The organism is Desulfobacula phenolica, assembly GCF_900105645.1.
GTDB classification, from domain to species: Bacteria; Desulfobacterota; Desulfobacteria; order Desulfobacterales; family Desulfobacteraceae; genus Desulfobacula; species Desulfobacula toluolica.
Genome location: NZ_FNLL01000002.1, coordinates 439,197 through 466,004 on the forward strand (window position 1 = coordinate 439,197; position 26,808 = coordinate 466,004).

22 protein-coding genes are annotated in these 26,808 nt (G+C 41.5%); 12 read left to right on the top strand and 10 right to left on the bottom strand.

Annotation, left to right across the window (positions count from 1 at the left end; genetic code table 11):
* The first annotated feature begins 25 nt into the window (after positions 1–25).
* From BLT94_RS21920 to BLT94_RS04440, 10 genes are all read left to right on the top strand, one after another.
* Entirely contained in the window at positions 26–304 is a 279-nt protein-coding gene (locus BLT94_RS21920) for a 4Fe-4S binding protein (protein WP_173391112.1), read from the top strand.
* Between the two features lie 33 nt (positions 305–337).
* A complete protein-coding gene (locus BLT94_RS04400) occupies positions 338–1,114 on the top strand; it encodes a glycyl-radical enzyme activating protein (protein WP_175530268.1) in 777 nt (258 codons plus the stop codon).
* Positions 1,104–2,147: a glycyl-radical enzyme activating protein gene (locus BLT94_RS04405; protein ID WP_092230838.1), complete on the top strand. Its 1,044-nt coding sequence runs from the start codon at positions 1,104–1,106 to the stop codon at positions 2,145–2,147. The genes BLT94_RS04400 and BLT94_RS04405 overlap by 11 nt, the downstream gene beginning before the upstream one ends.
* A gap of 300 nt (positions 2,148–2,447) precedes the next feature.
* Positions 2,448–3,311 carry an AAA family ATPase gene (locus BLT94_RS04410; protein WP_092230840.1) on the top strand — a complete coding sequence of 288 codons (864 nt, stop codon included), beginning with the start codon at positions 2,448–2,450 and terminating at the stop codon, positions 3,309–3,311.
* Positions 3,292–5,055: a vWA domain-containing protein gene (locus tag BLT94_RS04415; protein WP_245742940.1), complete on the top strand. Its 1,764-nt coding sequence runs from the start codon at positions 3,292–3,294 to the stop codon at positions 5,053–5,055. The genes BLT94_RS04410 and BLT94_RS04415 overlap by 20 nt, the downstream gene beginning before the upstream one ends.
* Positions 5,056–5,123: 68 nt before the next feature.
* Positions 5,124–5,408 carry a MoaD/ThiS family protein gene (locus BLT94_RS04420; protein WP_014956005.1) on the top strand — a complete coding sequence of 95 codons (285 nt, stop codon included), beginning with the start codon at positions 5,124–5,126 and terminating at the stop codon, positions 5,406–5,408.
* A gap of 69 nt (positions 5,409–5,477) precedes the next feature.
* The gene (locus BLT94_RS04425; RefSeq protein ID WP_014956004.1) at positions 5,478–6,002 is read left to right on the top strand and encodes a hypothetical protein; all 525 of its coding nucleotides are present in this window, start codon (positions 5,478–5,480) and stop codon (positions 6,000–6,002) included.
* A gap of 8 nt (positions 6,003–6,010) precedes the next feature.
* Positions 6,011–6,763, top strand: coding sequence for a HesA/MoeB/ThiF family protein (locus tag BLT94_RS04430; RefSeq protein WP_092230843.1), 753 nt, complete (start codon positions 6,011–6,013; stop codon positions 6,761–6,763).
* A gap of 115 nt (positions 6,764–6,878) precedes the next feature.
* Entirely contained in the window at positions 6,879–7,577 is a 699-nt protein-coding gene (locus tag BLT94_RS04435) for a Crp/Fnr family transcriptional regulator (RefSeq protein WP_092230846.1), read from the top strand.
* Positions 7,578–7,785: 208 nt separating this feature from the next.
* Positions 7,786–8,538 (top strand): SDR family NAD(P)-dependent oxidoreductase, encoded by a 753-nt coding sequence (locus BLT94_RS04440; protein ID WP_092230850.1) that lies wholly within the window; start codon positions 7,786–7,788, stop codon positions 8,536–8,538.
* Between the two features lie 203 nt (positions 8,539–8,741).
* Here BLT94_RS04440 and meaB read toward each other — a convergent pair whose 3' ends face one another.
* The 8 genes from meaB to BLT94_RS04480 form a co-directional block, all read right to left on the bottom strand.
* Complete coding sequence (gene meaB / locus BLT94_RS04445; RefSeq protein ID WP_092230852.1) at positions 8,742–9,716, bottom strand: methylmalonyl Co-A mutase-associated GTPase MeaB; 975 nt, start codon at positions 9,714–9,716, stop codon at positions 8,742–8,744.
* 6 nt (positions 9,717–9,722) lie between these two features.
* Positions 9,723–11,846: a methylmalonyl-CoA mutase gene (gene scpA / locus BLT94_RS04450; protein WP_092230855.1), complete on the bottom strand. Its 2,124-nt coding sequence runs from the start codon at positions 11,844–11,846 to the stop codon at positions 9,723–9,725.
* 38 nt (positions 11,847–11,884) lie between these two features.
* Positions 11,885–12,286, bottom strand: a complete 402-nt coding sequence (mce, locus tag BLT94_RS04455; RefSeq protein ID WP_092230858.1) for a methylmalonyl-CoA epimerase — start codon at positions 12,284–12,286, stop codon at positions 11,885–11,887.
* Positions 12,287–12,773: 487 nt separating this feature from the next.
* A complete protein-coding gene (locus BLT94_RS04460) occupies positions 12,774–14,699 on the bottom strand; it encodes a methyl-accepting chemotaxis protein (protein ID WP_092230861.1) in 1,926 nt (641 codons plus the stop codon).
* 47 nt (positions 14,700–14,746) lie between these two features.
* Complete coding sequence (locus BLT94_RS04465; RefSeq protein ID WP_092230863.1) at positions 14,747–15,046, bottom strand: chemotaxis protein CheW; 300 nt, start codon at positions 15,044–15,046, stop codon at positions 14,747–14,749.
* Positions 15,039–15,428 (bottom strand): hypothetical protein, encoded by a 390-nt coding sequence (locus BLT94_RS04470; RefSeq protein WP_092230866.1) that lies wholly within the window; start codon positions 15,426–15,428, stop codon positions 15,039–15,041. Before BLT94_RS04470 ends, BLT94_RS04465 begins: the two co-directional genes overlap by 8 nt.
* Positions 15,429–15,778: 350 nt before the next feature.
* On the bottom strand, positions 15,779–17,182 hold the full coding sequence (locus BLT94_RS04475) for a sigma-54-dependent transcriptional regulator (protein WP_175530269.1): 1,404 nt from the start codon (positions 17,180–17,182) through the stop codon (positions 15,779–15,781).
* 12 nt (positions 17,183–17,194) lie between these two features.
* Positions 17,195–19,978 (bottom strand): cache domain-containing protein, encoded by a 2,784-nt coding sequence (locus tag BLT94_RS04480; protein ID WP_092230869.1) that lies wholly within the window; start codon positions 19,976–19,978, stop codon positions 17,195–17,197.
* 281 nt (positions 19,979–20,259) lie between these two features.
* Between BLT94_RS04480 and BLT94_RS04485 the strand changes: the two genes are divergently transcribed.
* Entirely contained in the window at positions 20,260–21,939 is a 1,680-nt protein-coding gene (locus BLT94_RS04485; RefSeq protein ID WP_281243346.1) for an ABC transporter ATP-binding protein, read from the top strand.
* Entirely contained in the window at positions 21,929–23,740 is a 1,812-nt protein-coding gene (locus BLT94_RS04490) for an ABC transporter ATP-binding protein (RefSeq protein ID WP_245742942.1), read from the top strand. The genes BLT94_RS04485 and BLT94_RS04490 overlap by 11 nt, the downstream gene beginning before the upstream one ends.
* A gap of 42 nt (positions 23,741–23,782) precedes the next feature.
* Here the strand turns inward: BLT94_RS04490 and BLT94_RS04495 are convergent, their stop codons facing one another.
* Together BLT94_RS04495 and pnp are read right to left on the bottom strand one after the other, a co-directional pair.
* The gene (locus BLT94_RS04495; protein WP_092230872.1) at positions 23,783–24,559 is read right to left on the bottom strand and encodes an MBL fold metallo-hydrolase; all 777 of its coding nucleotides are present in this window, start codon (positions 24,557–24,559) and stop codon (positions 23,783–23,785) included.
* Positions 24,549–26,636, bottom strand: a complete 2,088-nt coding sequence (gene pnp / locus BLT94_RS04500; RefSeq protein WP_092230875.1) for a polyribonucleotide nucleotidyltransferase — start codon at positions 26,634–26,636, stop codon at positions 24,549–24,551. Before pnp ends, BLT94_RS04495 begins: the two co-directional genes overlap by 11 nt.
* Positions 26,637–26,808 lie beyond the last annotated feature (172 nt).

Sequence of the window (26,808 nt, forward strand, 5' to 3'; positions counted from 1 at the left end):
TTATAAAATTTGAGGATGGCCTAAAATGACCCCTGCAATCAACTCAGACATAAAACATCTTGTTGGGAACATCCAACGTTTTTCAGTCAATGATGGCCCTGGAATACGGACATCCGTTTTTTTAAAAGGATGTCCCCTCAACTGTGCATGGTGCCACAATCCTGAAAACATCCATACATATCAGGAATTTTTTCATTATGAGGACAAATGCACTAAATGCGGTGCATGTGCACAAGTCTGTCCGGAAAACGCCATAATCCCTCCCCGGGTCAGATACAAGGAAAAGCCTTCCGGCAACTGCTGAGGTGGTGGTGGAGATGGTTCCATCCCTGCAAGTTTGCAGAAAGAAAGAGAAATTCCTGATGTACCGGAAGTAAAAGAAGTAATAGCTGTTGATCCGCCAAGGATCGACAGGGATAAATGCACCCGGTGCATGAAGTGTGTTGACGCATGTTCATTTGATGCCCTTAAATTAACCAGCACCTTGAGAAGTGTGGATGAAATTTTCACGGAAGTCATGAAAGATGCACTTTTTTATGAATCGTCCGGAGGCGGATTCACTGTTTCAGGAGGAGAACCGCTCATGCATCCTGACATGACCCTGTCTCTCTTAAAAAGGGCTAAAAAAGAAGGACTGCATACGGTTCTGGATACCACGGGATTTGCAAACTGGAATACCATAAAATCCATTTTAAAATATGTTGACCTTGTCCTGCTGGATATTAAACAACTGGATAATGAAAAACATAAAAAATGGACCGGCGTATCCAACCGTCTGATTCTTGAAAATGCTAAAAAATTGGCTGAATGCAATACTAAAATGAGGCTGAGACTGCCTATTGTCCATTCGGTTAATTTCTGGGATCTGCAATATCCAAAAGATATTGTAACATTTGCAAAACCTCTTGGCGATAGTGTTATAGGCATTGATCTGTTGCCTTTTCACAGCTTTGCCGCCAAAAAAACCAACAACCTTGGTGAAAAAAGATATTTTGACCATTTTCCCAATATTTTTAAAGAAGAAGTTGAAGATTATAAGAAAATTATCAGTAAGGGCGGCCCTTGGCAAACAACAATAGGCGGATTGATAGGAGTTCAGCAAAATGAAAAATGATTTTGGAATTATTACCAATATTCAGCAGTTTGCAGCAAATGACGGACCGGGTATCAGGACAACTGTTTTTTTGAAAGGATGCCGTTTAAATTGCAAATGGTGTCATAATCCTGAAGGCATACGCCAATTTCCGGAAGTTTTTCATTTCTGGCCCAATTGTATTAACTGCGGAAACTGTAAGAATGTTTGCCCTGCCGATGCCATGGAGGATATCAGAAAAGAACCCACATATCCGGGCCAGAAAGGCTGGAAAGGAAAATTAGGATCAAAAATTATTAAGATCAACAAAGAAAAATGTTTGGATTGTTTTCAATGTGTTGACGCATGTGATTTTGATTCACTTATTGTCAGCGGCAAATTTGTCACGGTTGACGATGTTATGAAAGAAGTTGAAAAAGACATCCCTTTTTATAAAGAATCAGGAGGCGGACTGACTATCTCAGGCGGAGAACCTACGGCACAGCCCAAATTTGCTCTTGATCTGCTGAAAGCGTCAAAAGCAAAAGGGATTAATACGGCCCTTGATACAAGCGGTTATCAATCATGGGATATATTGGAAAAAATTCTGGATTATACAGATTATGTTTTATATGATCTCAAGCACCTTGACAGGAACAAGCACATTGCCTTTACAGGTGTCCCAAATGATTTGATTTTAGAAAATCTTGAAAAAATAATTCTTCGGGATGATGTGACAACCTACATCAGAATGCCCCTTCTGCCAGGAGTGAATGATTCTGAAGAAAACATCCATGCAACGGGTAAATATGTTAAATCATTGGGACTTAAAACCCTATATCTTCTTCCTGCCCATCCATTTGCAGGACAATCCTACCGCCTGGTCGGGATTGATTACCCTTTCCCCATTGGTGAAAGTTACCCGGAAGAAAAGGCAAACATAGCAAAAACCATACTGGAATCTTATGGCCTGGAGGTTAAAATGTGGATCGCCTGGGTTGAGAACAATCCTTCCCTGAAATCACAATTAAACGAACAAAGCAAGGTTAAAACTACCGGAACATGCTTAAATTAGATGATTTATTTTTTAGCATTTGACTTTTAAACCTGCCAAAATGATTATCATCTTGACAGGTTTCAGTATCCAGCGAATTAATTTTTACAGAGGCCAAAGAATATTGATAACGGTGCTTTGAAAAAAAAAACAAGATAAAAAACTGAATCATCGAGTGAAACTTTCGTCATGACTTAAAACAACCGCCAGGGGCAGACTTGCTCTTTCATTCTGGTTTGCCTCACAATAATACATGAAAGTCACTGTCTGGATTTTAAAAAGTTTCATATATCAAGATACATAAAAAAAACAGGTAATAACATGAGTTATCAAAAAAACATCACGCCATCCATTCCTGAAATAGAACCTCCTTCAATTGATCCTTATTTTTACGCAGACAGCAATGTTCTGAATATACTGGATAAACTCCATACCATTTCAGAAAAACATCCGGTGAATATCCTTGTTGCAGGCAGGCAGGGCTGTGGAAAATCTTCCATTGTCCGTCAATTCGCTGCGGTTCATAATAAACCCCTTGCCACTTTTCAGGTGGGGATTCTCTCCGAACCGGGCCAGCTTTTCGGAGAATACGCTCTTGAAAACGGAGAAACAAAATACAAACAATTTCTTTTCCCACAGGCCCTTCAAACTCCAAACTGTGTAATACATCTGGAAGAAATCAACCGGCCTGAAAACCCCAAAGCCCTGAACATGCTGTTTTCCATTCTGTCCGATGACCGTCAGGTGTGGATGGACGAGTTGGGTCTTCTGGAAGTAGCCGAAGGAGTTATCTTTTTTGCGACATTAAATGAGGGTGATGATTTTGTCGGAACAGAACTGCTTGATCCGGCACTCCGAGACAGATTCTATGTTATTTTAATGGACTACCTTCCCAATGAAGTTGAAAAAGAAGTTTTAATTAAAAAAACCGGCATCACAAGTGTTCAGGCAAATGAAGTCATTGATGCTGTGAACACGCTTAGAAGCGATTTTGAACTTTCAGTGGAAGTTTCAACCCGTACGGTACTGATGATCGGAGAGATGGTTGCTGCCGGTGCCACATTGAAAGAAGCGCTGATAACAAGCCTGCAAACGAGCAAGGAAACCCTTGAATCCATTCTTTTGTCCTTACATGTTAAAAATGGATATCTTGAAAAAGGCAACCATGAATACAGAATTTTCTAAAGACAATCCTGACAAAAACGGAATATGCCGATGTCATTCAACGGAGAACTTTAGTCCTCCCTCTCCTGTAATTCAATGTTTTAAAATAAAAGGAGAGCGCGGCTACTCGGAATTCTGGCGCAGGGATAAATCCCCTGTTGAAACTCTGGAACTGGCAAAGCTTCTGAGTTCATTAAGAAAAGTCGTCTCCCATGTGGGACGGAATGCAGGCAAGGTTTCGTGGAAAGATACCATGGAAAGTGAAATCATCATTGATCCTTCACTGGTCATCGGCAAGTACCCGATTCCCGCCGCCAAAACAGACACGCTTATTGGCGAAGCCATACAGCGTGCCTACAAAAACATGGAAATGAGCGACTATGCTGAAAAGCTTGCCAAATCCCGCCTGAACTTATCCTTCCGGTATATGTATAAATTTGAATTGTATTTTAAAACATGCGAAAAAGTTTATTTTGACTGCCTTTCTAATAAGCGTGTGTTCGGCGTTTACACTGAAAAAGCAAGAGAACGTGAAGTGGGAAACAATCTGGATGTCACCTCACATCCCCCTTCATTATCCGAACTTTTTTCCATCTGGTGGGACATTGCGGCAAACAGGCATGAACCCAGATATTTAGAAGAGTATAAAGACCAGTCTTCCCGAAGAATGATGGGAACGGCAAGCCTTGAAAAATTTTATAAAAAGCCGATTAAAATTTTGAACTCAATGGTTCCGGCATTGATTAATGAGTGTTCAAAAATTTCCGGGATCACGGAACGATGCAACTTCAGAGCTGATCTGTATATTAAAGTCTGGGAAAAATTATTTGCATATATAAAATTCTGGCCAACTGATCAATCAGATATTTTTTTGCAGGCAAGGAAACAGGAAAAACAACACTTAAAGGGCATCCAAAAAGCATTATCTCCTCCCGAACTTGTTTTTTCGGAAAAACTTGGAAAAGTCGTAAAGCAGCAACCACCAGCAACCAAAGAAAAAAAGAAAAAAGATCAAGGCATTGACAGTTCCATTGTTATCGTGGAAACAAACCATATCGTCCTGCCGGCAGACAATTTTGTCAACAAAAAACTGCTCCAGGATCTCAGTTCCGTCTTCAAATCCGTGGCCATTCGTAAAAGCATTTACAACCGGGGACTGGCAAGCGGAAGTATCGATCGACGCAGATTGTACCGCGCTCAGACCACGGGAACGATCTTTAATATCAAAAAAAATGAGTTCAATCTGTTAAACGACCTGACCATTATTGTAGATGCAACCGGATCAATGGCGGCAACCAACAAATGGGAGCATACACAGGAAATTTTTCAAACCCTTTTTCTGGCAGTGCATAAATTCAATAAAAATGCCGGGCTTTTTGCCTACAATGAAGTCAGAAACACCTGCATGATTACCGAATTATATCAAAAAGGCAGTTTTTATACCATTCAACCCCATGGGAAAACAGCATCCGGTGAAATTATCAAGACTATGATCAATCGAGTAAAAGGTCGAAATAAAAAACCGATTTTTATTCATATCACCGATGGTGCATCAAACTGGGGATGCCCGGTTAAAGAAGCAATTTCACTGTGCAAAAAAAACAGGGCGCTGCTGTTAACACTTGGAGTGAACTGCAATGAAGAGGACACCAAATTATTGGAAGCTGAATATGGCAAGCTGGTACAATTTGTAAACAATATTGACATGCTTCCCGCATTGCTGAGAAACCTTCTCAACAAAGGAAAACGAAATTTTTCCCACTGAAGACATAAAAAAAAACAGCTAAAACCAATGCAGAGCTGTGCTGAATAATGTTAACATGGAGATTCTAAATGGAAATTACCATACGGTTAACCAAATCCCTCGCGCGCCTGAACCATGACCAAAAAGATACGGTTAGATCTCTGTCTGACGGATGTGATCTGGCAAAACTCATTGAGTTGCTTGATCAAGACATGTCCGGCATAAAAAAAACTTTAATAAATCATAACGGGGACATTAATGACAGCATCAATATCTATGTCAACGGTGAAAATGTACGATATCTTCAAGGAACAGGCACCACTTTATCCGATGGTGACCACATAGGTATTATTCCAGCTGCAGCTGCCGGATAGCACCTCCCCTTTTTAAATACCATTAATTTTATACTATTAATTTGATACCATTTAAAAAAGGAAGAGAAAATGATTGTCGACAGACCGGAATCCCATTTTATTTTCATATTCCCCAAAGAGCATGTCCATCAACGATACAATTACATCAATTATAGGGGCAAACCCCTGACCAACAAAGAATATCTGGCACACTGGGGCAAATGGCTGGTGTTTGGAACAAAGGAAGAATTCGACAGACTGGCACAAAAGATGTCTCCCCTTGTGGATTCTCATGACATTCCAGCTGTAAAATATGACAGAGAAATGATCCCAGCCTTTGAACTGGGAGAATGTGTGATGTGCGTATACTGCGATGAACGGCAACGAGACGAAGTCTGGGAAATTTTAAATTCCCTTGGGGTTGAAGATAAAGCCTGGGTTTATGAAAAGGAGACCATGGAAAGATGGCTTCCCGGTGGCCATCTTCTTGAAAAATGGATCAAATCCCACAACCTTACTGAAGAACAGGCACAAAGTGTTCGTGAAGGTTCAAAATTACGATTTAAAGATATGTTTGGGGATGAAAATGCCATTTTCAAAGGCGTGGCACAATAGGGTTCCCCATGCAAACAGACAAAAATTCTGACCGGTATCACCGACAGGTGATGCTGTCCGAAATAGGCCCCAAAGGACAGGAAAAACTCAAAAACTCAAGCATATTGCTGATCGGAGCAGGCGGACTTGGATCTTCAGCAGCTTTTTATCTTGCCGCAGCCGGAGTGGGAGTGTTGGGGATTATGGACGACGATGTTGTTGATAAAAGCAACCTGAATCGCCAGATCCTTCATCATCCCGGTACTATTGGAGAACCCAAGGTGGAATCAGCACGGCAAACTCTTGAAAAATTCAATCCTGACATAACAATCAATCCCTACAAATTAAAATTTACATCAGCAAAACAGCTTGAAAAATTAATACAGCCCTACGATCTTGTACTTGATTGTACTGACAATTATGACACCAGATATGCCATCAACCATGCGTGCATAGATCAGAAAAAACCATGGATATACGGAGCAGTATCGGAATTTGAAGGTCAGGTCATGACCATAATTCCCGGAAAAACCCCCTGTTACAACTGCCTGTATCCTGCGGCCCCGGCCATGTCAAAAGAAGCTGCTGCAGTATTAGGAGTGATGCCCGGTCTTATTGGAATTTCACAGGCCTCCGAAGCCCTGAAATATATACTGAATATAGGAAAACTGCTTGAAGGCAGACTTCTTTTTGTTGATCTGATGGAAATGCATTTTGATGCCATGACCATAACAAGGAACAAAAATTGTCCGGCCTGCAGCCATCTTATTGATTCTTCATAACCAGGCAACTGCCAAAACCTTATCCGGTATTTCATTTGTAACCTATCCTACTTTCCGGCCTATATAATTTGGACTTTTTTTATCCCCCTCTCAAAAGTGAATTAAGGAACATTCAATGAAATGTTATTGTAATGACGTAATCCATGATGGTATGCAAGTGACCGACAATTGTTTCAGGGAACTATGGCTTTTTGAAGATCTCACGGATGAAGAAAACGCACAATGCAGGACCATAGGCTCCAGGGGCGTTTTTCATTCCGGCCAAGCCATTTTTCTTCAAGGAGACTCAGCCCAGGAAATGTTTTTAATCAAGGCAGGACGGATAAAATTAAGCAAGGTTCTGGAAAATGGTACGGAAGTCATTCTTGATTTCAGAAAAGCCGGTGATATGATTGGTGAAAATATGATTTGCGAAGAAATCAGATATCCGGTGACCGCCTGGGCCATGGAAGACACCATCACCTGCGGTTTCAATAAAAACCGGTTTGAAACTCTTATCGGTGAAAATCCGGGCATCGGCCTTCGGGTAATAAAAAATATGGGAAAAAGGATTTCCGCCCTGACCCACCGTTTGGGAAGCGTATCCTCCGGGAATCTTGTGGAACGACTGTACCAGGTTCTTACCCATATTGCAGAGGAACATGGAGTTTGCATTGCCTCGGAATTGGTTATCGGTTTTCCCCTCACCCACGAAGAACTGGGCTTCTTATTAGGTGCCCATCGTGTCAGCATTACCCGGGCCATGAAAGAACTGATCCAATCCGAAAAAGTCATCATATCAGATCGAACCATTAAAATTCCATTGCCCGCATGACCTTCCATGGCTACCTTCTTTATGCCGAGACCTGTTTTAACCTGATAAAAAAGACAGCTATGTAGCAATTGTTACAGACATTGCCGGGCTCATTCCATACATTCCATGATGATATTAGTAATTTTCTTTCCCCTGATTATTCTTTAGCCAAGGGAAAGGAAATATTGGCAAACCACATACCAAGGTTCACATCAAAGGAGAAAAAAGTATGGCTCTCAGATTGGAAAACAAAGTAGCAATTATCACTGGGGCGGCAAATGGTTTAGGAGCGGAACAGGCAAAATTATTTGCCAGGGAAGGAGCAAAACTTTTCTTAGGAGATATTGAAACAGATATTCTCACCAAGGTGGCAGATGACATCACGGCACAAGGAGGAAGCGTTGTCACCGCCGCCATGGATGTCACCCGTGAAAAGGATTGGGAAAAAGCCGTTGCCAAGGCAGAGGGCACTTTTGGTAAAATTGATGTATTGATCAACAACGCCGGTATTTATTTGCACAAGGGATTGCTGGAACATACAATAGATGATTTCAACCAAGTTGTTTCAGTGAACCAATTAGGGGTTTTGCTGGGAATGAAACACACAATTCCTGCAATGCAACGGGCCGGAGGCGGTTCCATTGTCAATTTCTCATCCATATACGGTATTGCCGGTGCCGCAGGAGCCACAGCTTATCAGGGTTCTAAAGGGGCGGTGCGTCTCATGTCAAAATCAGCAGCAATGGAATTTGTGGGAGATAATATACGGGTAAACTCCATTCACCCAGGTATGTTTGATACGCATTTGTTTGAAACCAGCGTACCCAAAGAAGCCTGGGGGCCCCTCATAGAAATGGTCCCCATGAAACGGTTTGGCCGGCCAGAAGAGATTGCCTATACGTCACTTTTTTTAGCCTCGGATGAATCGTCTTTTGTGACCGGAGCTGAAATTGTTGTAGATGGAGGGTATACAGCACCCTAAACCCCATAAAAACACCCGGTACTGTCATGATATGTCACAAAGATACCGGGTGTTCATACAAATGAATAATATTTCATATTAGAATCTTCTTTTGAGGATATATTGGTTCTTCTGTGCCATTCAGTTGTGGTGGATATCTCTATATTAAAAGAATTTGAGGATCAAATCGGCTGAATTCAAGGCTCTGAATCTAATCATTTTTTTTACAAATAGGACAAAAGTTTTTCAGCGCCTGCTGAAGGCGACATTTTTTCATTTTCCACCTGCTGTGAAACAAACGGTATTTTTTCATTAATTTTCTCATTATTTTGAAAGCGTTGTTTCAGGCCCTCGTCCACCAGGGTCCACATCCATTCCAGGGATTGTTTTTTTCGCCTCTGCAAAAATTCACCGGATGCCTTAAATATCTTGTGATGATCCAGGACAGTATCCCAGATTTTGCTTGTACCATCTTGAACAATTGAGGAGCAGGTCATTACAGGTATAGGCCAGGCAGGCGATTCAGGACGGATAAAATGCATGGCTGTTTTAAGTTCTCTTTTGGCTTTTTCAACGGCCTTAAGGTTATCTCCGTCCGCCTTATTAATGACAATCCCGTCAGCCAGTTCCAGAACCCCCTTTTTAATACCCTGGAGTTCATCTCCCGCCCCTGCAATCATAAGAACCAGAAAAAAATCCACCATGGAGGCCACACTGGTTTCAGACTGTCCCACCCCCACGGTTTCCACCAGTATGACATCAAACCCGGCTGCCTCACACACAGCCATAATTTCACGGGTTTTAGCGGCAACCCCGCCTAAAAGCCCGCCTGCCGGGGAGGGCCGGATAAAGGCATTTTCATGGACAGACAGCTTTTCCATCCGTGTTTTATCTCCCAGAATGGACCCGCCGCTTCGCCGGCTTGAGGGATCGACAGCCAGGACAGCCACTTTATGGCCTTTATCAGCTAAAAAAATACCCAGATTTTCAATAAAGGTACTCTTACCTACACCCGGCACACCTGTAATTCCTACGCGGATACTGTTTCCCGTATGGGGCAGAATCTGTTCCATTACCATGGAAGCTGTTTTCTGATGCTCAGCAAGACTGCTTTCCATCAATGTTATGGTCTTGGCGATCATGCGGCGGTTGCCGTCTAAAATCCCTTTAACAAACTGGTCAGGGCTGGTTTGAATCATAATTTTTCACGCACCTATAATCTTGAGAGTCCTGTTTGCCGCATCCGTCACAACTGTTCCCGGGCCAAAAATCTCAGCCGCTCCCGCGGTTTTCAAAAAGTCATAATCCCCCGGCGGTATGATACCGCCAACCACCACTTGAATATCAGAGGCCCCCTGTTTTTTCAATGCTTCAATAATCTGGGGCACAAGGGTTTTATGCCCTGCCGCAAGGCTTGACACCCCAACCAGATGAACATCATTTTCCACCGCCATTCTGGCGGCTTCTTCCGGGGTCTGGAACATGGGTCCCAAATCCACATCAAAACCAAAGTCCGCATATGCTGTGGCAATGACTTTAACGCCCCTGTCATGGCCGTCCTGTCCCATCTTGGACAACAATATCCTGGGCCTTCGACCGGTCTTATGTTTAAAGTCCGCCGTCCTCTTTCTTAACGACTTGATCATCTCGGAACCTGAACTCTCTGCAGCATACACCCCTGAAATACACTGGGTGGTAGCCACAAATCTTTTGAATACTTTTTCCATGGCATCACAAATTTCTCCAACCGTTGCCCTGGCCCTTACCGCAGGCAGACAGGCTGCCAAAAGGTTATCACCTGATTCACAAGCTGTTGTGATATCATCCAAAGCCTTTTGAACCACCTTGGTATCCCGCTCTTTTTTAATCCGCACAAGGCGTGCCACCTGTTCATCCCGAACATCCTCGGATACTTCACGTACCGGGATGGGTGTTTCATCTTCAACCTTATATTTATTCACCCCCACAATCACATCCTTGCCCTGGTCAATCCGGGCCTGGCGGCGGGCAGCCACTTCTTCGATCCTCATTTTCGGCATACCCGATTCAATGGCCCTGGCCATACCGCCTAACTCTTCGATTTCCGCCAGAATTTTACGAACCTTGTCAATAATATTCTGGGTCAGGGTTTCAACATAATATGATCCGCCCAGAGGATCAACCACATCACAGATATGGGATTCTTCTTGAACCAGAATCTGGGTGTTTCTTGAAATTCTGGCGGACAATTCCGTGGGCAGGCCCACAGCCTCGTCAAAAGAATTTGTGTGAAGGCTCTGAGTACCGCCCAGAACGGCTGACAGGCATTCAAGGGTTGTCCTGACAATATTGTTATATGGGTCCTGCAGGGTCAGGCTCCAGCCAGAGGTCTGGCAATGGGTCCGAAGCATTTTTGATTTTGGATTTTTAGGATTAAACTGCGACATGAGTTCTGCCCACAAAAATCTTGCAGCCCTGAGCATAGCGATATCCATGAAAAAATTCATGCCGATCCCGAAAAAGAACGAAAGCCTTGGGGCGAATTGATCAATATCCATACCCGTTGCAAGGGCTGCCTTGACATACTCCAAACCGTCGGCCAGGGTGAATGCAGTCTGGAGAACAGAATCCGCACCAGCTTCCATGATATGGTATCCGCTGATACTGATGGTGTTGAATTTGGGCATGTTATCCGAACAAAATGCAATAATATCAGAAATAATCCTCATGGACGGACCTGGCGGATAAATATAAGTATTCCGGGTCAAATATTCTTTTAAAATATCATTTTGAATGGTTCCCATAAGCTGATCCTGGCGAACACCCTGCTCTTCTGCCGCAACAATATAACCTGCAAGGATCGGCAGCACCGCACCGTTCATGGTCATGGACACAGACATCTGATCCAGGGGAATATTGTCAAACAACAATTTCATATCTTCCACGGAATCAATTGCAACCCCGGCTTTTCCAACATCACCTGCCACCCTTGGATGATCGGAATCATATCCCCTGTGGGTTGCCAGATCAAAAGCCACAGACAAACCTTTTTGTCCTGCTTCCAGATTTTTGCGGTAAAAAGCATTGGATTCTCTGGCTGTTGAAAAACCTGCATACTGACGAATTGTCCATGGACGACCGGCATACATGGTGGCCTTGGGGCCCCGCACAAAAGGCTCAAACCCGGGCAGATTATCAATGTATTCCACTGCTTCAAGATCTTTGGCAGTATATAAGGGCTTAATTTCAATTCCTTCCGGTGTTTTCTTTGTCAAAGATTCAAGGTTTTTCCCCCGCAACTCTTTTGCAGCAAGTTCTTCCCACCTATTAAAATCAGACAATTGAGACATGATTCTCCTCCGGCTTTAATTAAATTAGATATCAAACACTATTTTTCGCACAATTCCACCAGGACGCCTGATGTGGCTTTGGGATGTAAAAACGCAATTTTTGATCCGCCTGCCCCTTTTCGAGGGGTTTGATCTATCAATTGAATTCCTTTTTCTTTGAGTTCTGCAAGAGCTTGTTCTAAATTTTCAACCTGGAACGCCACATGCTGTATTCCCTCTCCTTTTTTTTCAATATATTTGGCCACAGGCCCCTCGTCGGAAGTGGATTCTAAAAGTTCAAGCTCACTTTCACCAACAGACAAAAATGCAGTGATAAGGCTTTGTTCTAAAACCGTTTCTGTTTTCTCCAACTTTAACCCCAGGGCATCTGTCCAAAAATTTTTTTTTTCATCAATGCTTGAAACCGCAATTCCAATATGATCTATTTTCAATATTTTCATTTTAAAATCTCCATTTTTTTTATATGAAAGTCAATTGGAAGCCCCCTTCAACTCCATCAAAGCGAGAATAACAATAATACTAAACCAATTTCACAAAATAATATAGATTCAATATTTTAAAAGCACAAGATTGAAAAATTTAAACACTTCTGCCATTTTTATTATTGATACCTATCGTTTTACCAGAACAATTATACGCAAGGCCCTGAAATTCAATTGATTTTCATATTATATGAAATTAATTATAACACGCGAATCACAATACAGGCAAGGAGGCACATTAAGGAAGGAGTCATAAAAATTCATTTCATGATACTTAAGGATCATAAATTTTATAACTTGAACGAAATCATTTGTCTTTTAAAGACATCTACTGTATTGCATCAAAGATTGAATACTATAATACTACAGGACACCAAGATTATTAAGCCTTCTATCAAAACGGGCAGACAATAATACAGCCCTTTGATAGAAGACTTTTACCTGATTAAAAATTTTCGAAATTATCATCATTATCATCAAAAGGAATTACCTGATCCGGTTTGATTTCATTGGCTCTCGGCTGTAGAAATTTCCTTTCTTGTGCCGGTATGAGTTGATGATTTGAAGCAAGGTGTTTTACATTTTTTTTCATGGATATCCCCGAGGCCTTTCCTTTGCTACCAGTAACCACCAGAAAAAGATCTGAGACATATACCTTGAGCTGTTCTGCCTGGGCATTCATCTCCTCAGATGCTGAAGCGGATTCCTCTGCAGTTGCAGCATTCTGCTGCACAACCTTATCCATTTCAGAAATTGCCGTATTAACCTGTTCAATCCCATTGGACTGTTCATCAGATGCCTCGGCAATTTCAGCAACAAGCTCTCCAACCTTTTCAGTACTTACAAAAACCTTGCCAAATGAATCATTGGTCTTTGAAACAAGTTTCGACCCCTCACTCACTTTTTTCACGGTTCCTTCAATCAAATCAGCTGTATTCTTGGCAGCATCAGCAGCCCTCATGGCAAGATTTCTCACCTCATCGGCAACCACGGCAAACCCTGCGCCGGCTTCGCCTGCACGGGCTGCCTCCACTGCGGCATTCAATGCAAGAAGATTGGTCTGGAATGCTATTTCATCAATAGTCTTAATAATTTTTGAAGTTTCTTCGCTGGCGTTGGAAATATCTTCCATGGAGTGGGTGAGCAATCCCATTGACTCATTGGCATCGATCACTACCTGGTTGGCTTCTCTCATCAAATTATCCGCATGTTTTGCATTCTCGGCATTTTTCATAGTCATGGAAGCCATTTCTTCCATTGATGCGGAAGTTTCCTCAATGGAAGCCGCCTGTTGTGAAGCACCTTCCGCCAAAGACTGGCTGGAGGATGCCACCTGGTTTGATGCAGCTGCAACCTGGCTTGATCCCTCTCCAAGACCTGCAATAATACGGTTGATGGGCAAGGTAATACTCCGGGTGAACCATAGCACGCCCAAAATGGTAATAATCAGAAAAATTACTCCGGCAATAAACACAATATTTCGAATAACATGAACCGGGGCCATAAATTCCGCTTGATCTTGTGTCACACCAATGCTCCAGCCCGTAGTATGAACCGGTGCAAAACCGGCAATTTTATCAACTCCCTTAAAATGATAACTATCCACACCACTTTTCTGAGCCAGCATATGGCTTGTAATGGCTTCCATGCCATTGAGTTTTGCAAGGTTCAGTTCAAGTATATACTCTTTGTTGGGATGAGCAATTGCAAGGCCTGTCTTGTCCAGCATAAAAGGATAACCGGTCGTGCCGACCTTGATCTTGGTAATCTTGTCAGACAAAGTGTCAAGCTTGGCCACGACTCCAAAAATACCGACCAACTGCCCAAAATTTGTTTTCACAGGAACAACGACCACAAAAACGGGTTTACCACTGGCCTTGGATCGAACAGGTGTGCCAATACTGATATTTTTTCCATTTTTAATTGCAGTAAAATAATCCCTGTCTGCAACGGATATATGTTTTGTCCTCATAGCACCGCCCATGCTGTCCGCTATGACATTACCGCCGGCATCTGCGACAAACATCAGATCATAACTGCTGCCGATCTGTTCATAAACCTTTAAAAAGAAACTATCCAATGCCTTCAATTCTGTCACGGCAGAATCTATCCCACCTTCCAAAACCTTGCCTGCGGCATCAACAACCAGCGGTTCAAGAGCCAATGTCTTTACAAGCTTGATTTCCTGCTCAACAGCCACATCTGTCATGGCGGCCAGATCTGATGCTATTTGCGTAGCCTGCCCTTTTGCAATTGAAACCAGTGCGGTTGATGATTTACTGATTGAAACATATCCCACCAATGCCAAGGGAAGGATAACAGACAAAACGCCGCCAAAAATAAGTTTGAATTTAAGTGATCTTTTTTTCATTTTTATCTTTCTCCTTTTAAAATTTGAATTTAAATTCAGTGATATCCTTAATTTTCATACGCCGTCTGACTTAAAGATGACACTTCGTCTATGCTCAATACATGGTCTATATCCGGTAAAATTTTAACACCGCCTTCCATTTTGCCCATCCCCAGGATATACGAGGAATCAAGACCAACACCGAAATCAGGGGGATCTTCAATATCCAAAGAACTTATATTTATAACCTCTGACACTGCATCCACAACACAACCTAAATGGATGTAGCCGGATAAGGTCAGGTATTTCCCTTCCCGGTCAGCCATAGCCCTTACCGAATGCTTCATTTTTTCTGGTGATTCAGCCATTTTGCATTTTCTCCTTTGCTTTTTTCAATATTTGTCTCAAAACAGAGGCAACATCTTGCAAATCGCTGTCAACATAACTGACAAAACTTGTTTTCAATCTAAACCCCAATGCAAGCGTATCCTTCCTTCTATCAGGCAAAATCAGAACGACCCGGGTATTCTCAAAAAGCGGACTCATATAGTTCAATTGAGCAAGCTCATCTCTAAAGGCAACCAGAAGAATAACCACTGATACGTTATTCAACAACTGCCGAAGTTTTTGCGATAAACCGTCAATTGAATTGCAAACTTCAACTTTCATTCCAGGAACTTGTTCGTGGATCATATCTTCGAGCATCCCTCCAATATTCTCCAGTTTGTTTGCATACAAGACTGTTTTCATTCCTCATCCACCTACCCTATTCCTTTTTTATTAATAAAAGACCTTTCATGTTCAATCATGACAATAACTATTGCAGAAAATGTACCATAATTTTATATATTTTTTTTAGCTTTAATAACAGTATGTTATGATTTTAAAAACAAGAATGGGGATGAAACATAAAGACATATTCCTAAAAACAGGAACAATATTATTCCTATTTTCAGGAATATTAAATAACCGCCGCGGGCAGACCTGGTTTTTCGACCGGATTTACCCGCAACAAAAGATGAAAGTCACGATTGGAATTACCAGGACTTTAATATAAAAAAATATTATTGGATTATGAAATGATTACAAAACCAGTATAATCAAGAAGAACCAAAGCCTGACAGGTTATGCTTTTTTAGCAGGCCATATAAACGGGACTGAGAAATTCCGGAAATTTTATTTGCCTTTTCCCGGTCTCCATTAACCCGTTTCAACAATTGTTTTAAATACTCTTTTTCAATACTGGTTCGATAATCCTGCAGCGTAGGAAGATCATCCCCGACACCAAGATCTCCAACAGACTGTTGAATTGATTTTTTTGCAGGAACCGCATCAAAATCCAACCCTGCTGTCCGGTACTCCGGAGGAAGATGTTTGGGGAACAATGTGGGATCCTGCCCTGCGGAAGCCAGGACATACTCTAAAACATTTATCAATTCACGCACATTTCCAGGCCAGTTTTGTGCGGCAAGGGTTTTAAAAAATTCCGGAGATATGGCTTTTGTTTCAATATCATATCGCCGGGCAAGTTCATGTGTTTTTTTTATAGTAATTTCTTCGATATCATTCTCCCGTTCCCGAAGAGGAGGCAGTTTGATTTCCATGGCACGAATCCTATATAGCAGATCTGCCCGGAAAGTTTTTTCTTTAACCATCTTATCAAGATCCAGATTGGTTGCTGCAACCAGCCTGAAATCCACATGTTTTTCAGATTTACCGCCTATCAGGCGCACACGCCTCTCCTGAAGAGTCCGCAAAAAAGATTTTTGAACCTTTAACGGCAGATCCCCCACTTCATCCAGCATAAGAGTCCCGCCATGGGCCTGTGCAATAAGACCATCCTGTCGTGTTTGTGCGCCCGTGAATGAACCTTTTTCATGACCGAACAGGGTACTTTCCACCAATGTTTCAGGCAAAGCCCCACAATCCACCGCAATAAAAGGCTTTGATGCTCTTTTACTGTTTTCATGGATGGCCCTGGCAAACAACTCCTTGCCGGTTCCTGTCTCACCGGTAATCAGAACACTGGCATCGCTACCCGCTGCCATCGCAACATCTTCCAGGCATTTATGAATAACATCAGACTCTCCTATAATATGCGACCGAACCAGGGAAACCGGTGTTTTTTCAGTCTGTTTTTCCCTGCGGTACTGAAGAGCCCGGGTTATGGGAAGCGAAACCTCGTCCAAAAGAAAAGGTTTTTGCACATAATCCCATGCACCGCTTTTAAAGGCCATTTGAGCGCCCCTGACATCCCCTGTTCCCGTGATAATAATAACCTCAGGTTCGGAATCGGTCTTCATCAGGTCAGGCAGTATCTGCAATCCGTTCCCGTCGGGAAGTTCCAGGTCCAGAAGAACAAGGTCAAAACACTCATTATTACAAAGTACAAGACCTTCTTTCATGGTATTGGCAACATAAGCTTCATGCCCCATCTGCTTGAGCAGCTTACTGAAAAGCAAACAAATCTTGGGATCATCATCAATTATCAATACATTAATCATGGGCTTCACTTTTCAAGCCTCTATCTTCAAAGCCTTGCTGACCGCCCGGGCAAGTTCGCTGGCGATCATGGGTTTCATAATCATATCCAAAATACCGTTATCTTTAATCGTTTCCGATGTCAACCCTTCGCTGAATCCCGTACACAGGATAATAGGAATATCAGGCCTTATTGATATCATCCGTTTTGATAGTTCAAGACCTGTCATACGGGGCATTGCCATATCCGTTAATACAAGATCATAATCATTGGGGCTTTGTTTGAATTTTTCAAGGGTTTCCAGGCTGTTGCTCATACCGATTACTTCATAACCGAGTTTTAAAAGCACCTGCCGGGTCCAGTCAACAATCGACTCTTCATCGTCGACCAAAAGGATTCTGCCACTGCCTTTCATGAGGAAAAAATCAGCGGACTCAGTACTTGTTACGGATTCTCCAGGATGTTCCGGAATTATCAACTGGAAGGTTGTTCCCATACCAATTTCACTGTAGGTCGAAATGGCACCCCCCATGTCCTTGATGATACCATAAGCTGTTGACAAGCCCATTCCAGTTCCTTCAATTCGTCCTTTGGTTGTAAAAAAGGGTTCAAAAATCCTTTCAATCAACTCTTTTGGAATACCACATCCCGTGTCGGAAATCGCCAATTGAAGATAACGGCCCGGTTTTAATTCTTTTGCCTGGAGAATTTCATGGTTCAAAATTTCAATTGATTTGAGCCGAACTTCCAATACGCCGCCCTTTTCTTTCATTGCATAGGCCGCATTTGTAAAAAAATTCATGAGAACCTGGTGGATCTGGGTAGGATCTGCCATCACAATTCCGTCTGTTACGTCAAAATGATGCCTGATCTCTATGTTAACCGGCACCGAAGCTCTTAAAAACTTCAGGCATTCCTTGATCAATGGCGTTATCTGTATCAAATCTTTTTGAACATCCGCCCTGCGGCTGAATGTCAATATATGCCTGACCAGATCCCTGGCCCTCATACCGGCTGCAAGAACCTGATCCAGGTTCTTTTTTGTCTCCTCATCCTGAATGCCCCCCAATTTTACCAATTCCGTAAACCCCATCACAGAAGACAGAATATTATTAAAATCATGGGCAATTCCACCGGCCAGGGTTCCGATGGCTTCCATTTTCTGAGCCTGCTGGAATTTATGCTCCAGGTTCTTGCGTTTGGAAATATCACGAGTAACCCCCAATACCCTGTCCGGTTTTCCGTTTTCATTCCTTAAGAAACTTGCTGTCACCTCTGTCCAGACTTTTGATCCGTCTTTTCTGATATGCTCCAGCTCAACTATCCTGTACCGGTTGGTATCAATACCCTCTTTTTCCTCATGTTCCAATTCTTCGGCTATGGCTGCAGATACTTTTTCAAAGGATGTTTGAGTCATTAAATATTCGATATCCAGTTCAAGAATTTCCTCACATGTATATCCCAGGATCCGTTCCATGGAAGGGCTGGCATAGGACAAAAACAAATTTGAAAGCTGCAATATCCAGATACCATCGGTTGCATTATCAGCAAGCAGCCGGTATCTTTCTTCACTTTTTCGCAAATCGTCTTCAGACTGCTTTCTTTGAATAATTCTCCACATACCGTCCATCATCAACTGTAATTGACGGACATCAGACTCATTATAATTCTCATGTTTATTACCCACACCTGCCAATGCCACAATCTTTTCACTGTCACATATTGGAATACTCATCATACGGGAAATTTCAACATGCCCATGGGGATATCCTTTTTTTGCAGGTGACTTCAACTTATCATAATCATTTATAATAAAGGCTTTTCTGCGTCTTGCAGCCTCACCCCACATTCCTATTTCATCTACCTGATATACCAATGTTTTATCAATAATTTCACACTGTTTCATGGTTTGTTTTGACCAGGTATGCATGGTCAGTTGAGTCTCATCATCATTTAAAAAAGCCAGGTATCCTATATCACTCTGGGTCAGCTTAATTGCTTGCTCCAATGCAAACCCAGTCAGTTCTCTGAGTGAAGCATTCGACATCTGGCTTAATTCCAATAATTTTTTAAGCCGTAATTCCTCAAAATGTTTTGCTTTTTCTGCCAGGATTTTTTTTTTATCGACCTTAAATGCCTGCCATGTGATATAAAATGACAACAATATAATAACAGACAGAACCCCCGTAAAAATTTTGACAAATCCCTGTATGGTCGTGTCAATCTCCCGGCGGACATCCTCAAGATATATACCAGTCCCAATAACCCAGCTCCATGGAAGAAATCCGCTTACATATGAAACTTTCGGACCAACCTTTTTATAATCATCTTTCCATTGCCACACATATTCCACATAACCGGAACCTTTCATTTTAACCGTATTGACAAATTCCGCAAAAATATATTTTCCGTTGGAATCGGTTGAATTTACCTGGTCCTTACCTTCGAGTTCTGGCATATAAGGATGCATAATCACCCGGTGCTGCATATCGACTATCCAAAAATAATCTTTGCCTTCAGGGCCATAGCGCAAATTTCGAATTTGTCTTATTGCAGACTGTTCAGCAGTTTCAATGCTCAGTTCTCCTTGCCTTACCCTTTGATCATATTCTGACAGCAAACTCCAGGCGGTTACCGTAAGTTCACGGATTATTTCTTTTTTCAGATTCATCATATGTTTTTTCTCATTGGGTATAAAAACCAGAAAAACACTCAGGACAAACAGAACATAGGTTGCATATAAAGGGATGATAATCCTCAGGGATGAGGACAATGCTTTTTTTTTGATGAATTTATCAGATGTCCTGTTTTCTATCATAAAAGTCTTCTCCCAAAAACCAAATAGAATAGGCATGATAGCTGTCAAACTAAAATATCAGGATATACATACAGCATTATTATTGGCATTGCCAGATATTATTATTAGGCAATTACAATGTATATGAAATTTTATCATTTAATGATTAAAGCTTTAGCATTTGGTTGACAACCAATCTTTTTTTTCATTAGAATCAATTTTTGATTTTTTCATACAGGTATAAAACAAAGATATTGAAACTAATTTATCCATATTTTAAAAAAAATTTTTATAAAATAATATTGGGGCTTTTCTGCATGATTATTGTGGATATCACCCAGTTGATCATTCCCCAAATTGTTAAAAATACCATTGACACTTTAAATTCAACATCTTTTGACACCCATGCCTTGTTTGTTCAATGTGCGTTTATTCTTTTGCTCGGTCTTGTCATGGCAGGATTAAGGTATGTCTGGCGAAATATTCTCATGGGAAGTGCAAGAAGTCTTGAAAAAGATATCAGGGATTATCTTTTCAGGCATATCCTGAATCTGGACATGGCCTATTTAGACAAAATCAAGACCGGAGATATCATGGCCCATGCCACAAGCGATATCAATCATATCAGGATGGCATTCGGTTTTGGTCTGATCGTGCTTGTAGACACGATTCTTCTTGGCGGTACCACCTTTGCCATCATGCTTGCCACCCATACAAAACTGACACTACTGGCAATGATTCCAATGCCTTTTTTGATTATTGTGACAAGAATCCTGGGCAAAAAAATGCATCTTTTCCATAAAACAGCTCAGGAATCTTTTTCCCAGCTGACCGAACTTGTAAGAGAAAGTTTTTTTGGCATTCGCATCATAAAAGTATTTAATTTTGAACCTGTCGTAGGCAATAAGGTAAAGGGGGCTTCAACAGATTATTTTAAAAAAAATCTCAAGCGGGCATTTGTTACTGCACTGTTAAGACCTTTATTCGGACTGTTTTTTAATCTGTCAACCCTTGTGATTATATTTTACGGCGGTTTCCTGGTAATGGAACAAGCACTCACACCGGGTGAACTTGTTGCGTTTATTCAATATCTTGGAATTTTGGCATGGCCTGTCATTGCTATTGGATGGATGACCAATCTCTTTCAGCGGGGAATGGCATCCTTGAAAAGAATCAATGCCCTTTTAGACTCACAGCCAGAGGTGATATCTCCTGAGAATCCGCACCTTATTTCCAACATAAAAGGAAATATCGTGTTTGAAAATGTCAGTTTTGCCTATGAAAAAACAAACTTTGTACTTTCAAATATAAGCTTTCAGATTCATCCTGGAACTTCAATCGGTATAACAGGTCCGCCGGGTTCAGGAAAAACAAGCCTGGTCCAATTGATTCCGCGACTTTACAATGCCACAAAAGGTAATATTCGCTTAGATGATATAGATTTGAACACACTGGATCTTGATTTTTTAAGGCAGCATATTGCAGTGATGCCCCAGGAATCTTTTCTTTTTTCCGGTACAATAAGAGAAAATATTCTCATGGGCAAGCATGTGGATCAAAAGAAACTTGACGAAATCATCAGAGCCTGCAACCTGAAAACCACAATTGAAAAAATGACCCATGGACTGGATACCATTGTAGGTGAAAGAGGTATAACACTTTCAGGCGGGCAAAAGCAGAGAATTACCCTTGCACGGACCTTGATATTGAAAAAACCCGTTATCATTTTAGATGATCCCATCAGCCAGATGGACACACATACTGCCGCAAACGTCATTGCCAATTTAAACCGTATGAATCTAAATTCAACTTTAATTATTATTTCCCATAGGATCTCCGCACTGGCCTCATGCGACAAAATATTTACTCTGAAAAACGGCCGGATTGATCATTTTGGAACCCACAAAGAACTCATTGAAACAGACCGGTTTTACAAACAATCTTACCTGGTCCAGCAGTTTGAGGAGGAATATGGTGCCTGAACCCCATAAAGAAGAAAAACAGGGGGAAGAAAAGCAAATCAAACTTGCTGACCTCAAACTGATAAAAGCATTATTGCCTTTTCTCAGACCGTATTTATGGATGCTGATGCTGTCGACACTGCTGGTTTTTCTGGTCACTTTTTTTGACCTGCTCATGCCGATTTTTACTCAAAAAGCATTTGACGGGTTCATCGTTCCCGTAGATCCTGAAAAAGGCATCCATATTTTCGGGGTGACAATTGAATCTTTCCAGACCTTTTGCATACTTTTTTGTGTATTTATCATCACATCATTTGTCATTGATTTTATTCAGACCATCTTCATGGAATATACCGGTCAAAAAATCATATTAAACCTCAGGTGCGCACTTTTTTCCCACATGACTTTTCTGCCGGTCCGCTTTTATGATAAAAACTCAAGTGGAAGGCTTGTCTCCCGTGTAGCCGGGGATATTGAAAACATGAACGAAATGTTTACAAGTATTCTCATTTTTATTTTCAAAGATCTGATGCTCATGGCAGCCATTCTGGTGATACTTTTTACTATTAACACTAAGCTTGCACTTTATCTGTCTGCACTGATTCCGGTAATTATAATCAGTATCAGTATGTTCTCAAATATTTTGAGAACAGCTTTTCGAGGCATACGTCAAAAAATAGCTGAGATAAACCACAGTTTTTCAGAGGCTTTAACAGGCATCAAAATTATCCAGACAACATCCAGCCGGAAAAAGTTTATGCAACGATTTGAGCTGCTGAATTTTGAACATTTCACTGCCGCTCTTTTCCAAATAAAAATATTTTCCATATTTATGCCGTTTGTCAGTTTTTTAGGGGTATTGAGTGTGGCCATTATCATCTGGACAGGGAGCTTTGAAGTCATGAAAGATTCCCTTACCCTGGGTGGACTTGTGGCTTTTTTAACTTATATGAAACTTTTTTTCAGACCATTAAGGGAGCTGTCTGAAAAATTCAATCTTCTTCAAAATGCCCTGGCATCGGCAGAACGGGTTATCACAATACTTAACAATGATCAGGCAAAACAACGGATAAACAAAAAAAGAATTTTTCTTGATAAAATTTCCAGTATCACATTTGATCAAGTCAATTTTTCATACAAACAAGACAAAATAGTCCTTAAAGACATCTCTTTTGACCTTAGCCGGGGCAAATCCATCGGTATTGTCGGACAGACAGGGTCAGGCAAAAGTTCCATAATCAACTTGATCACAGGATTTTACCAACCCGATAACGGCAATATTCTCATCAACCATATCAATTACCAGTCAGTCAATATCGAAGACATCAGAAGCAAAACCGCACTTGTCATGCAGGACCCTGTCCTATTTTCCGGCAGTATCAGGGACAATATCAAACCTTTTCAGGGTGATATGAATAATTCCAGGCTTGAAAAAGCCTTGTATAACGCCAATTGTAAGTTTTTATTTACAAAGTTCTCAGGACTTGACACCAGAGTAGAAGAAGGGGGCAGGCCCCTATCGAGCGGAGAAAAACAACTGGTCTGCATTGCAAGGGCATTTGCCTTTAATCCGGACTTGATAATTTTTGATGAAGCAACGTCCTATATGGATTCACAATCAGAGCAAAAAGTCCATGACGCCATGAAAAAACTAATGAAAGGAAGGCTGTCCATCATCATTGCCCACAGACTGTCCACAGTTAAACAATGTGACAACATCCTTTTGTTAAGGGATGGAAGCATAAAAGAGAGGGGCTCTCACCAGGAACTTGCTGCATTAAAGGGTGAATATCACCACCTTTTGCAAAAAGAAAAAATATAATGTCATAGAAATATAATGTATAAAAAAAAACTTCTGGAAGTTTTAAAGCTGGATGACCTTGCCAGGCTTATCAGGCCCTGCAACATGCAAAATAATATCTGAGGCATTCAGGCTTTTTGAAACCTCTTGAACCGCTTTTTGAGGACAATTATTTTCTTCACTCAAATGTGCAAGAATAACATGTTTTAAGGCATCCGTCTTTAATTCCGACACCAGTATTTTGGCATCCATATTGGACAAGTGCCCCGTTCTGCCTCTGATTCTCTGCTTGAGATGCCATGGGTAGGGACCGTTGATCAGCATATCAGGATCATGGTTTGATTCAAGATATAAAATATTGCTGTTTTTCAAATACTGTTTTACAAGAGTTGTGGCAATACCCAGATCCGTGGCTATTCCTATTTTGTGACCATTGTATTCCATGGTCAACCCTGCCGGATCTTCGGCATCATGGGAAATGGAAAACGGACTGACCATGATTTGATCAATTTCAAAGGGAACACCGCATTCAAAAAAACACAGATCAGCAATTTTTCCAAGGCCCTTGGCTGCCTGATAGGTGTTCTTTGTGATATAAACAGGAATATCAAATCGGCGACTCAATATTCCTGCACCTTTTATATGATCGGAATGCTCATGGGTAATAATAATGGCTGTAAGATTTTCAGGTGCTATATTTACGGCAGTAAGCCTCCGTTGGATTTCAATCCCCGAAAGACCCGCATCAATCAGAATGGAACTGTTATTACAGGAAACAAAAAGGCTGTTCCCCTTGCTGCCACTGGCAAGGGGACAGACACTAAATGAATTATTTTTCATCAGTTTTTGTTGCTTTGTAACTCAGTTTTATTTTTCCATCCCTGGTAACATCCAGAACCTTTACAGGGATGACATCTCCCTCTTTAACCACATCCGTTACCTTTTTGACCCTGTAATTTGCCAGTTCTGAAATATGCACCAGCCCGTCAGTACCCTGTTTGATATTTACAAAAGCACCAAAGTCAGTAATTTTAACAACTGTTCCTTCATAGATTTCACCAATTTCAGGATCAAGGGCAATATCGGACACCATTTTCAAAGCCAGTGCAGCATCTTCTTCATTTTCCGCAGCAATCTTGACAATACCTGAATCATTCACTTCAATGATGGTATTGGTTTCAGCTTGAAGGGCTCTGATCACTTTTCCGCCAGGACCGATGATATCTCTTATTTTATCGGATTTAATCTGGATACTGACGATTTTGGGAGCATGAGGAGACACTTCTTCTCTTGCATCCTTAAGAGTCTCAAGCATTTTATTAAGTATATGAATTCTTCCGCCATTGGCCTGGTTAAGGGCTGTCTCCATAATTTCTTTGGACAATTCCTTAATCTTTATGTCCATCTGGAGAGCTGTAATTCCTTCAGCAGTTCCAGCCACTTTGAAATCCATATCACCAAAATGATCTTCATCTCCCAGGATATCAGAAAGTACTGCTGTTTTATTGTCATCTTTTACAAGCCCCATGGCAATACCGGAAACCGGTGCTTTTATTGGAACACCACCATCCATCAATGCCAGGGTTCCTGAACATACGGTTCCCATGGACGAACTTCCATTGGATTCCATGACCTCTCCCACAAGACGGATGGTATATTCAAACTCTTCAGGAGAAGGAAGAACTCTTTGAAGGGCACGGGTCGCAAGATTTCCATGACCAATATCCCTTCGGCTGGGACCACCTGCACGTCTTACTTCACCCACTGAAAAGGCAGGAAAATTATAATGAAGCATAAAGGCTCTGGTTTCATTTCCCATCAAAGTTTCAACCCGCTGCTCATCCATGCCGGAACCCAGAGTCAAAATACCCAAGACCTGAGTTTCACCCCGTGTAAAAAGAGCTGACCCATGGGGCCTGGGAAGACTTCCAACTTCACATGTGATTTGTCTGATCTCATCAAAGGCCCTGCCGTCAATCCTTTTATCCTCTTTTAGAACAATATCACGACTGACTTTCTTAACACATTTGGAAAACGCATATTTTACATCTTTGGTCTGTTCGGGATAGGTTTGAGAAAAATGTTCAACCACTTGATTTTTCAAATCACTGAGTGCGTTCTGGCGCTCTATTTTTGTTTTGATTTGAACTTGTGTATAAATTTTATCTTTTGAATATTCTATCACCTCGGCAATCAATTCTTCGTCCCTGGCAGGAGGCACAAACACCCGTTTTTCTTTTCCAAAAGCTTGCTTTATCTGATCTTGCAGATTTATGATAGGCTGCATGGCTTCATGACCAAAGAAGATAGCATCCAGCATATCTTTTTCAGAAACGATATCCGCCCCGCCTTCCACCATTACCACACCGGTTTTTGAGCCGGCCACAACCAGTTCCATATCACTTTCTTTCATCTCTTCAATCGTAGGGTTTGCAACAAACTGACCATTTATCCTACCGACTTTAATACCGGCAATAGGTCCTGCAAAGGGAATATCGGAAATTTGTAAAGCAGCAGACGCTCCTGCAATGGCAAGGGTGTCGGGTTCATGAATTTTGTCCATGGAAAGAACAGTAGCAATTACCTGGGTCTCATAATTGTAGTCATCCTCAAAAAGAGGACGAATGGGTCTGTCAATCAATCTTGCTGTCAAGGTTTCTTTTTCAGAAGGCCTGCCGATTTCCCGCCTGAAGTAATTACCGGGAATTCTTCCTGCCGAGTATATTTTTTCCTGATATTCAACAGTCAAGGGTAAAAAACTGATGTCCGGTTTAGGATCTTTTGATGAAACAGCCGTAACCAATACAATGGTTTCTCCATATTGTACAATAACTGATCCTGATGCCTGTTTGGCAATTTTTCCCCCACTAATTGAAAATTCTTTTCCATTAATGGTTGTTGTAAATTTTGTTTCCATAACTTCTCCTGTAATAAAAAAGGCGGAAACCACAAAGAAATTTTTTAAAAAAATAAACCCGCATGTTTGTCATCAAATAGTCACTTAATGGCAAATATGCGAACTTATTTAAAAAATCCCTTGACAATTGCCGCCCGGTTAAAATAAAACAGCCGGTTTTTGATCCACAACG

Excerpts from the sequence above, each read along its gene's own strand:
- BLT94_RS21920 (WP_173391112.1), top strand. The coding sequence starts at position 26 with ATGACCCCTGCAATCAACTCAGACATAAAACATCTTGTTGGGAACATC.
- BLT94_RS04405 (WP_092230838.1), top strand. The coding sequence starts at position 1,104 with ATGAAAAATGATTTTGGAATTATTACCAATATTCAGCAGTTTGCAGCA.
- BLT94_RS04410 (WP_092230840.1), top strand. The coding sequence starts at position 2,448 with ATGAGTTATCAAAAAAACATCACGCCATCCATTCCTGAAATAGAACCT.
- BLT94_RS04415 (WP_245742940.1), top strand. The coding sequence starts at position 3,292 with ATGAATACAGAATTTTCTAAAGACAATCCTGACAAAAACGGAATATGC.
- BLT94_RS04420 (WP_014956005.1), top strand. The coding sequence starts at position 5,124 with ATGGAAATTACCATACGGTTAACCAAATCCCTCGCGCGCCTGAACCAT.
- BLT94_RS04425 (WP_014956004.1), top strand. The coding sequence starts at position 5,478 with ATGATTGTCGACAGACCGGAATCCCATTTTATTTTCATATTCCCCAAA.
- BLT94_RS04430 (WP_092230843.1), top strand. The coding sequence starts at position 6,011 with ATGCAAACAGACAAAAATTCTGACCGGTATCACCGACAGGTGATGCTG.
- BLT94_RS04435 (WP_092230846.1), top strand. The coding sequence starts at position 6,879 with ATGAAATGTTATTGTAATGACGTAATCCATGATGGTATGCAAGTGACC.
- BLT94_RS04440 (WP_092230850.1), top strand. The coding sequence starts at position 7,786 with ATGGCTCTCAGATTGGAAAACAAAGTAGCAATTATCACTGGGGCGGCA.
- meaB (WP_092230852.1), bottom strand. The coding sequence starts at position 9,716 with ATGATTCAAACCAGCCCTGACCAGTTTGTTAAAGGGATTTTAGACGGC.
- scpA (WP_092230855.1), bottom strand. The coding sequence starts at position 11,846 with ATGTCTCAATTGTCTGATTTTAATAGGTGGGAAGAACTTGCTGCAAAA.
- mce (WP_092230858.1), bottom strand. The coding sequence starts at position 12,286 with ATGAAAATATTGAAAATAGATCATATTGGAATTGCGGTTTCAAGCATT.
- BLT94_RS04460 (WP_092230861.1), bottom strand. The coding sequence starts at position 14,699 with ATGAAAAAAAGATCACTTAAATTCAAACTTATTTTTGGCGGCGTTTTG.
- BLT94_RS04465 (WP_092230863.1), bottom strand. The coding sequence starts at position 15,046 with ATGGCTGAATCACCAGAAAAAATGAAGCATTCGGTAAGGGCTATGGCT.
- BLT94_RS04470 (WP_092230866.1), bottom strand. The coding sequence starts at position 15,428 with ATGAAAACAGTCTTGTATGCAAACAAACTGGAGAATATTGGAGGGATG.
- BLT94_RS04475 (WP_175530269.1), bottom strand. The coding sequence starts at position 17,182 with ATGATTAATGTATTGATAATTGATGATGATCCCAAGATTTGTTTGCTT.
- BLT94_RS04480 (WP_092230869.1), bottom strand. The coding sequence starts at position 19,978 with ATGATAGAAAACAGGACATCTGATAAATTCATCAAAAAAAAAGCATTG.
- BLT94_RS04490 (WP_245742942.1), top strand. The coding sequence starts at position 21,929 with ATGGTGCCTGAACCCCATAAAGAAGAAAAACAGGGGGAAGAAAAGCAA.
- BLT94_RS04495 (WP_092230872.1), bottom strand. The coding sequence starts at position 24,559 with ATGAAAAATAATTCATTTAGTGTCTGTCCCCTTGCCAGTGGCAGCAAG.
- pnp (WP_092230875.1), bottom strand. The coding sequence starts at position 26,636 with ATGGAAACAAAATTTACAACAACCATTAATGGAAAAGAATTTTCAATT.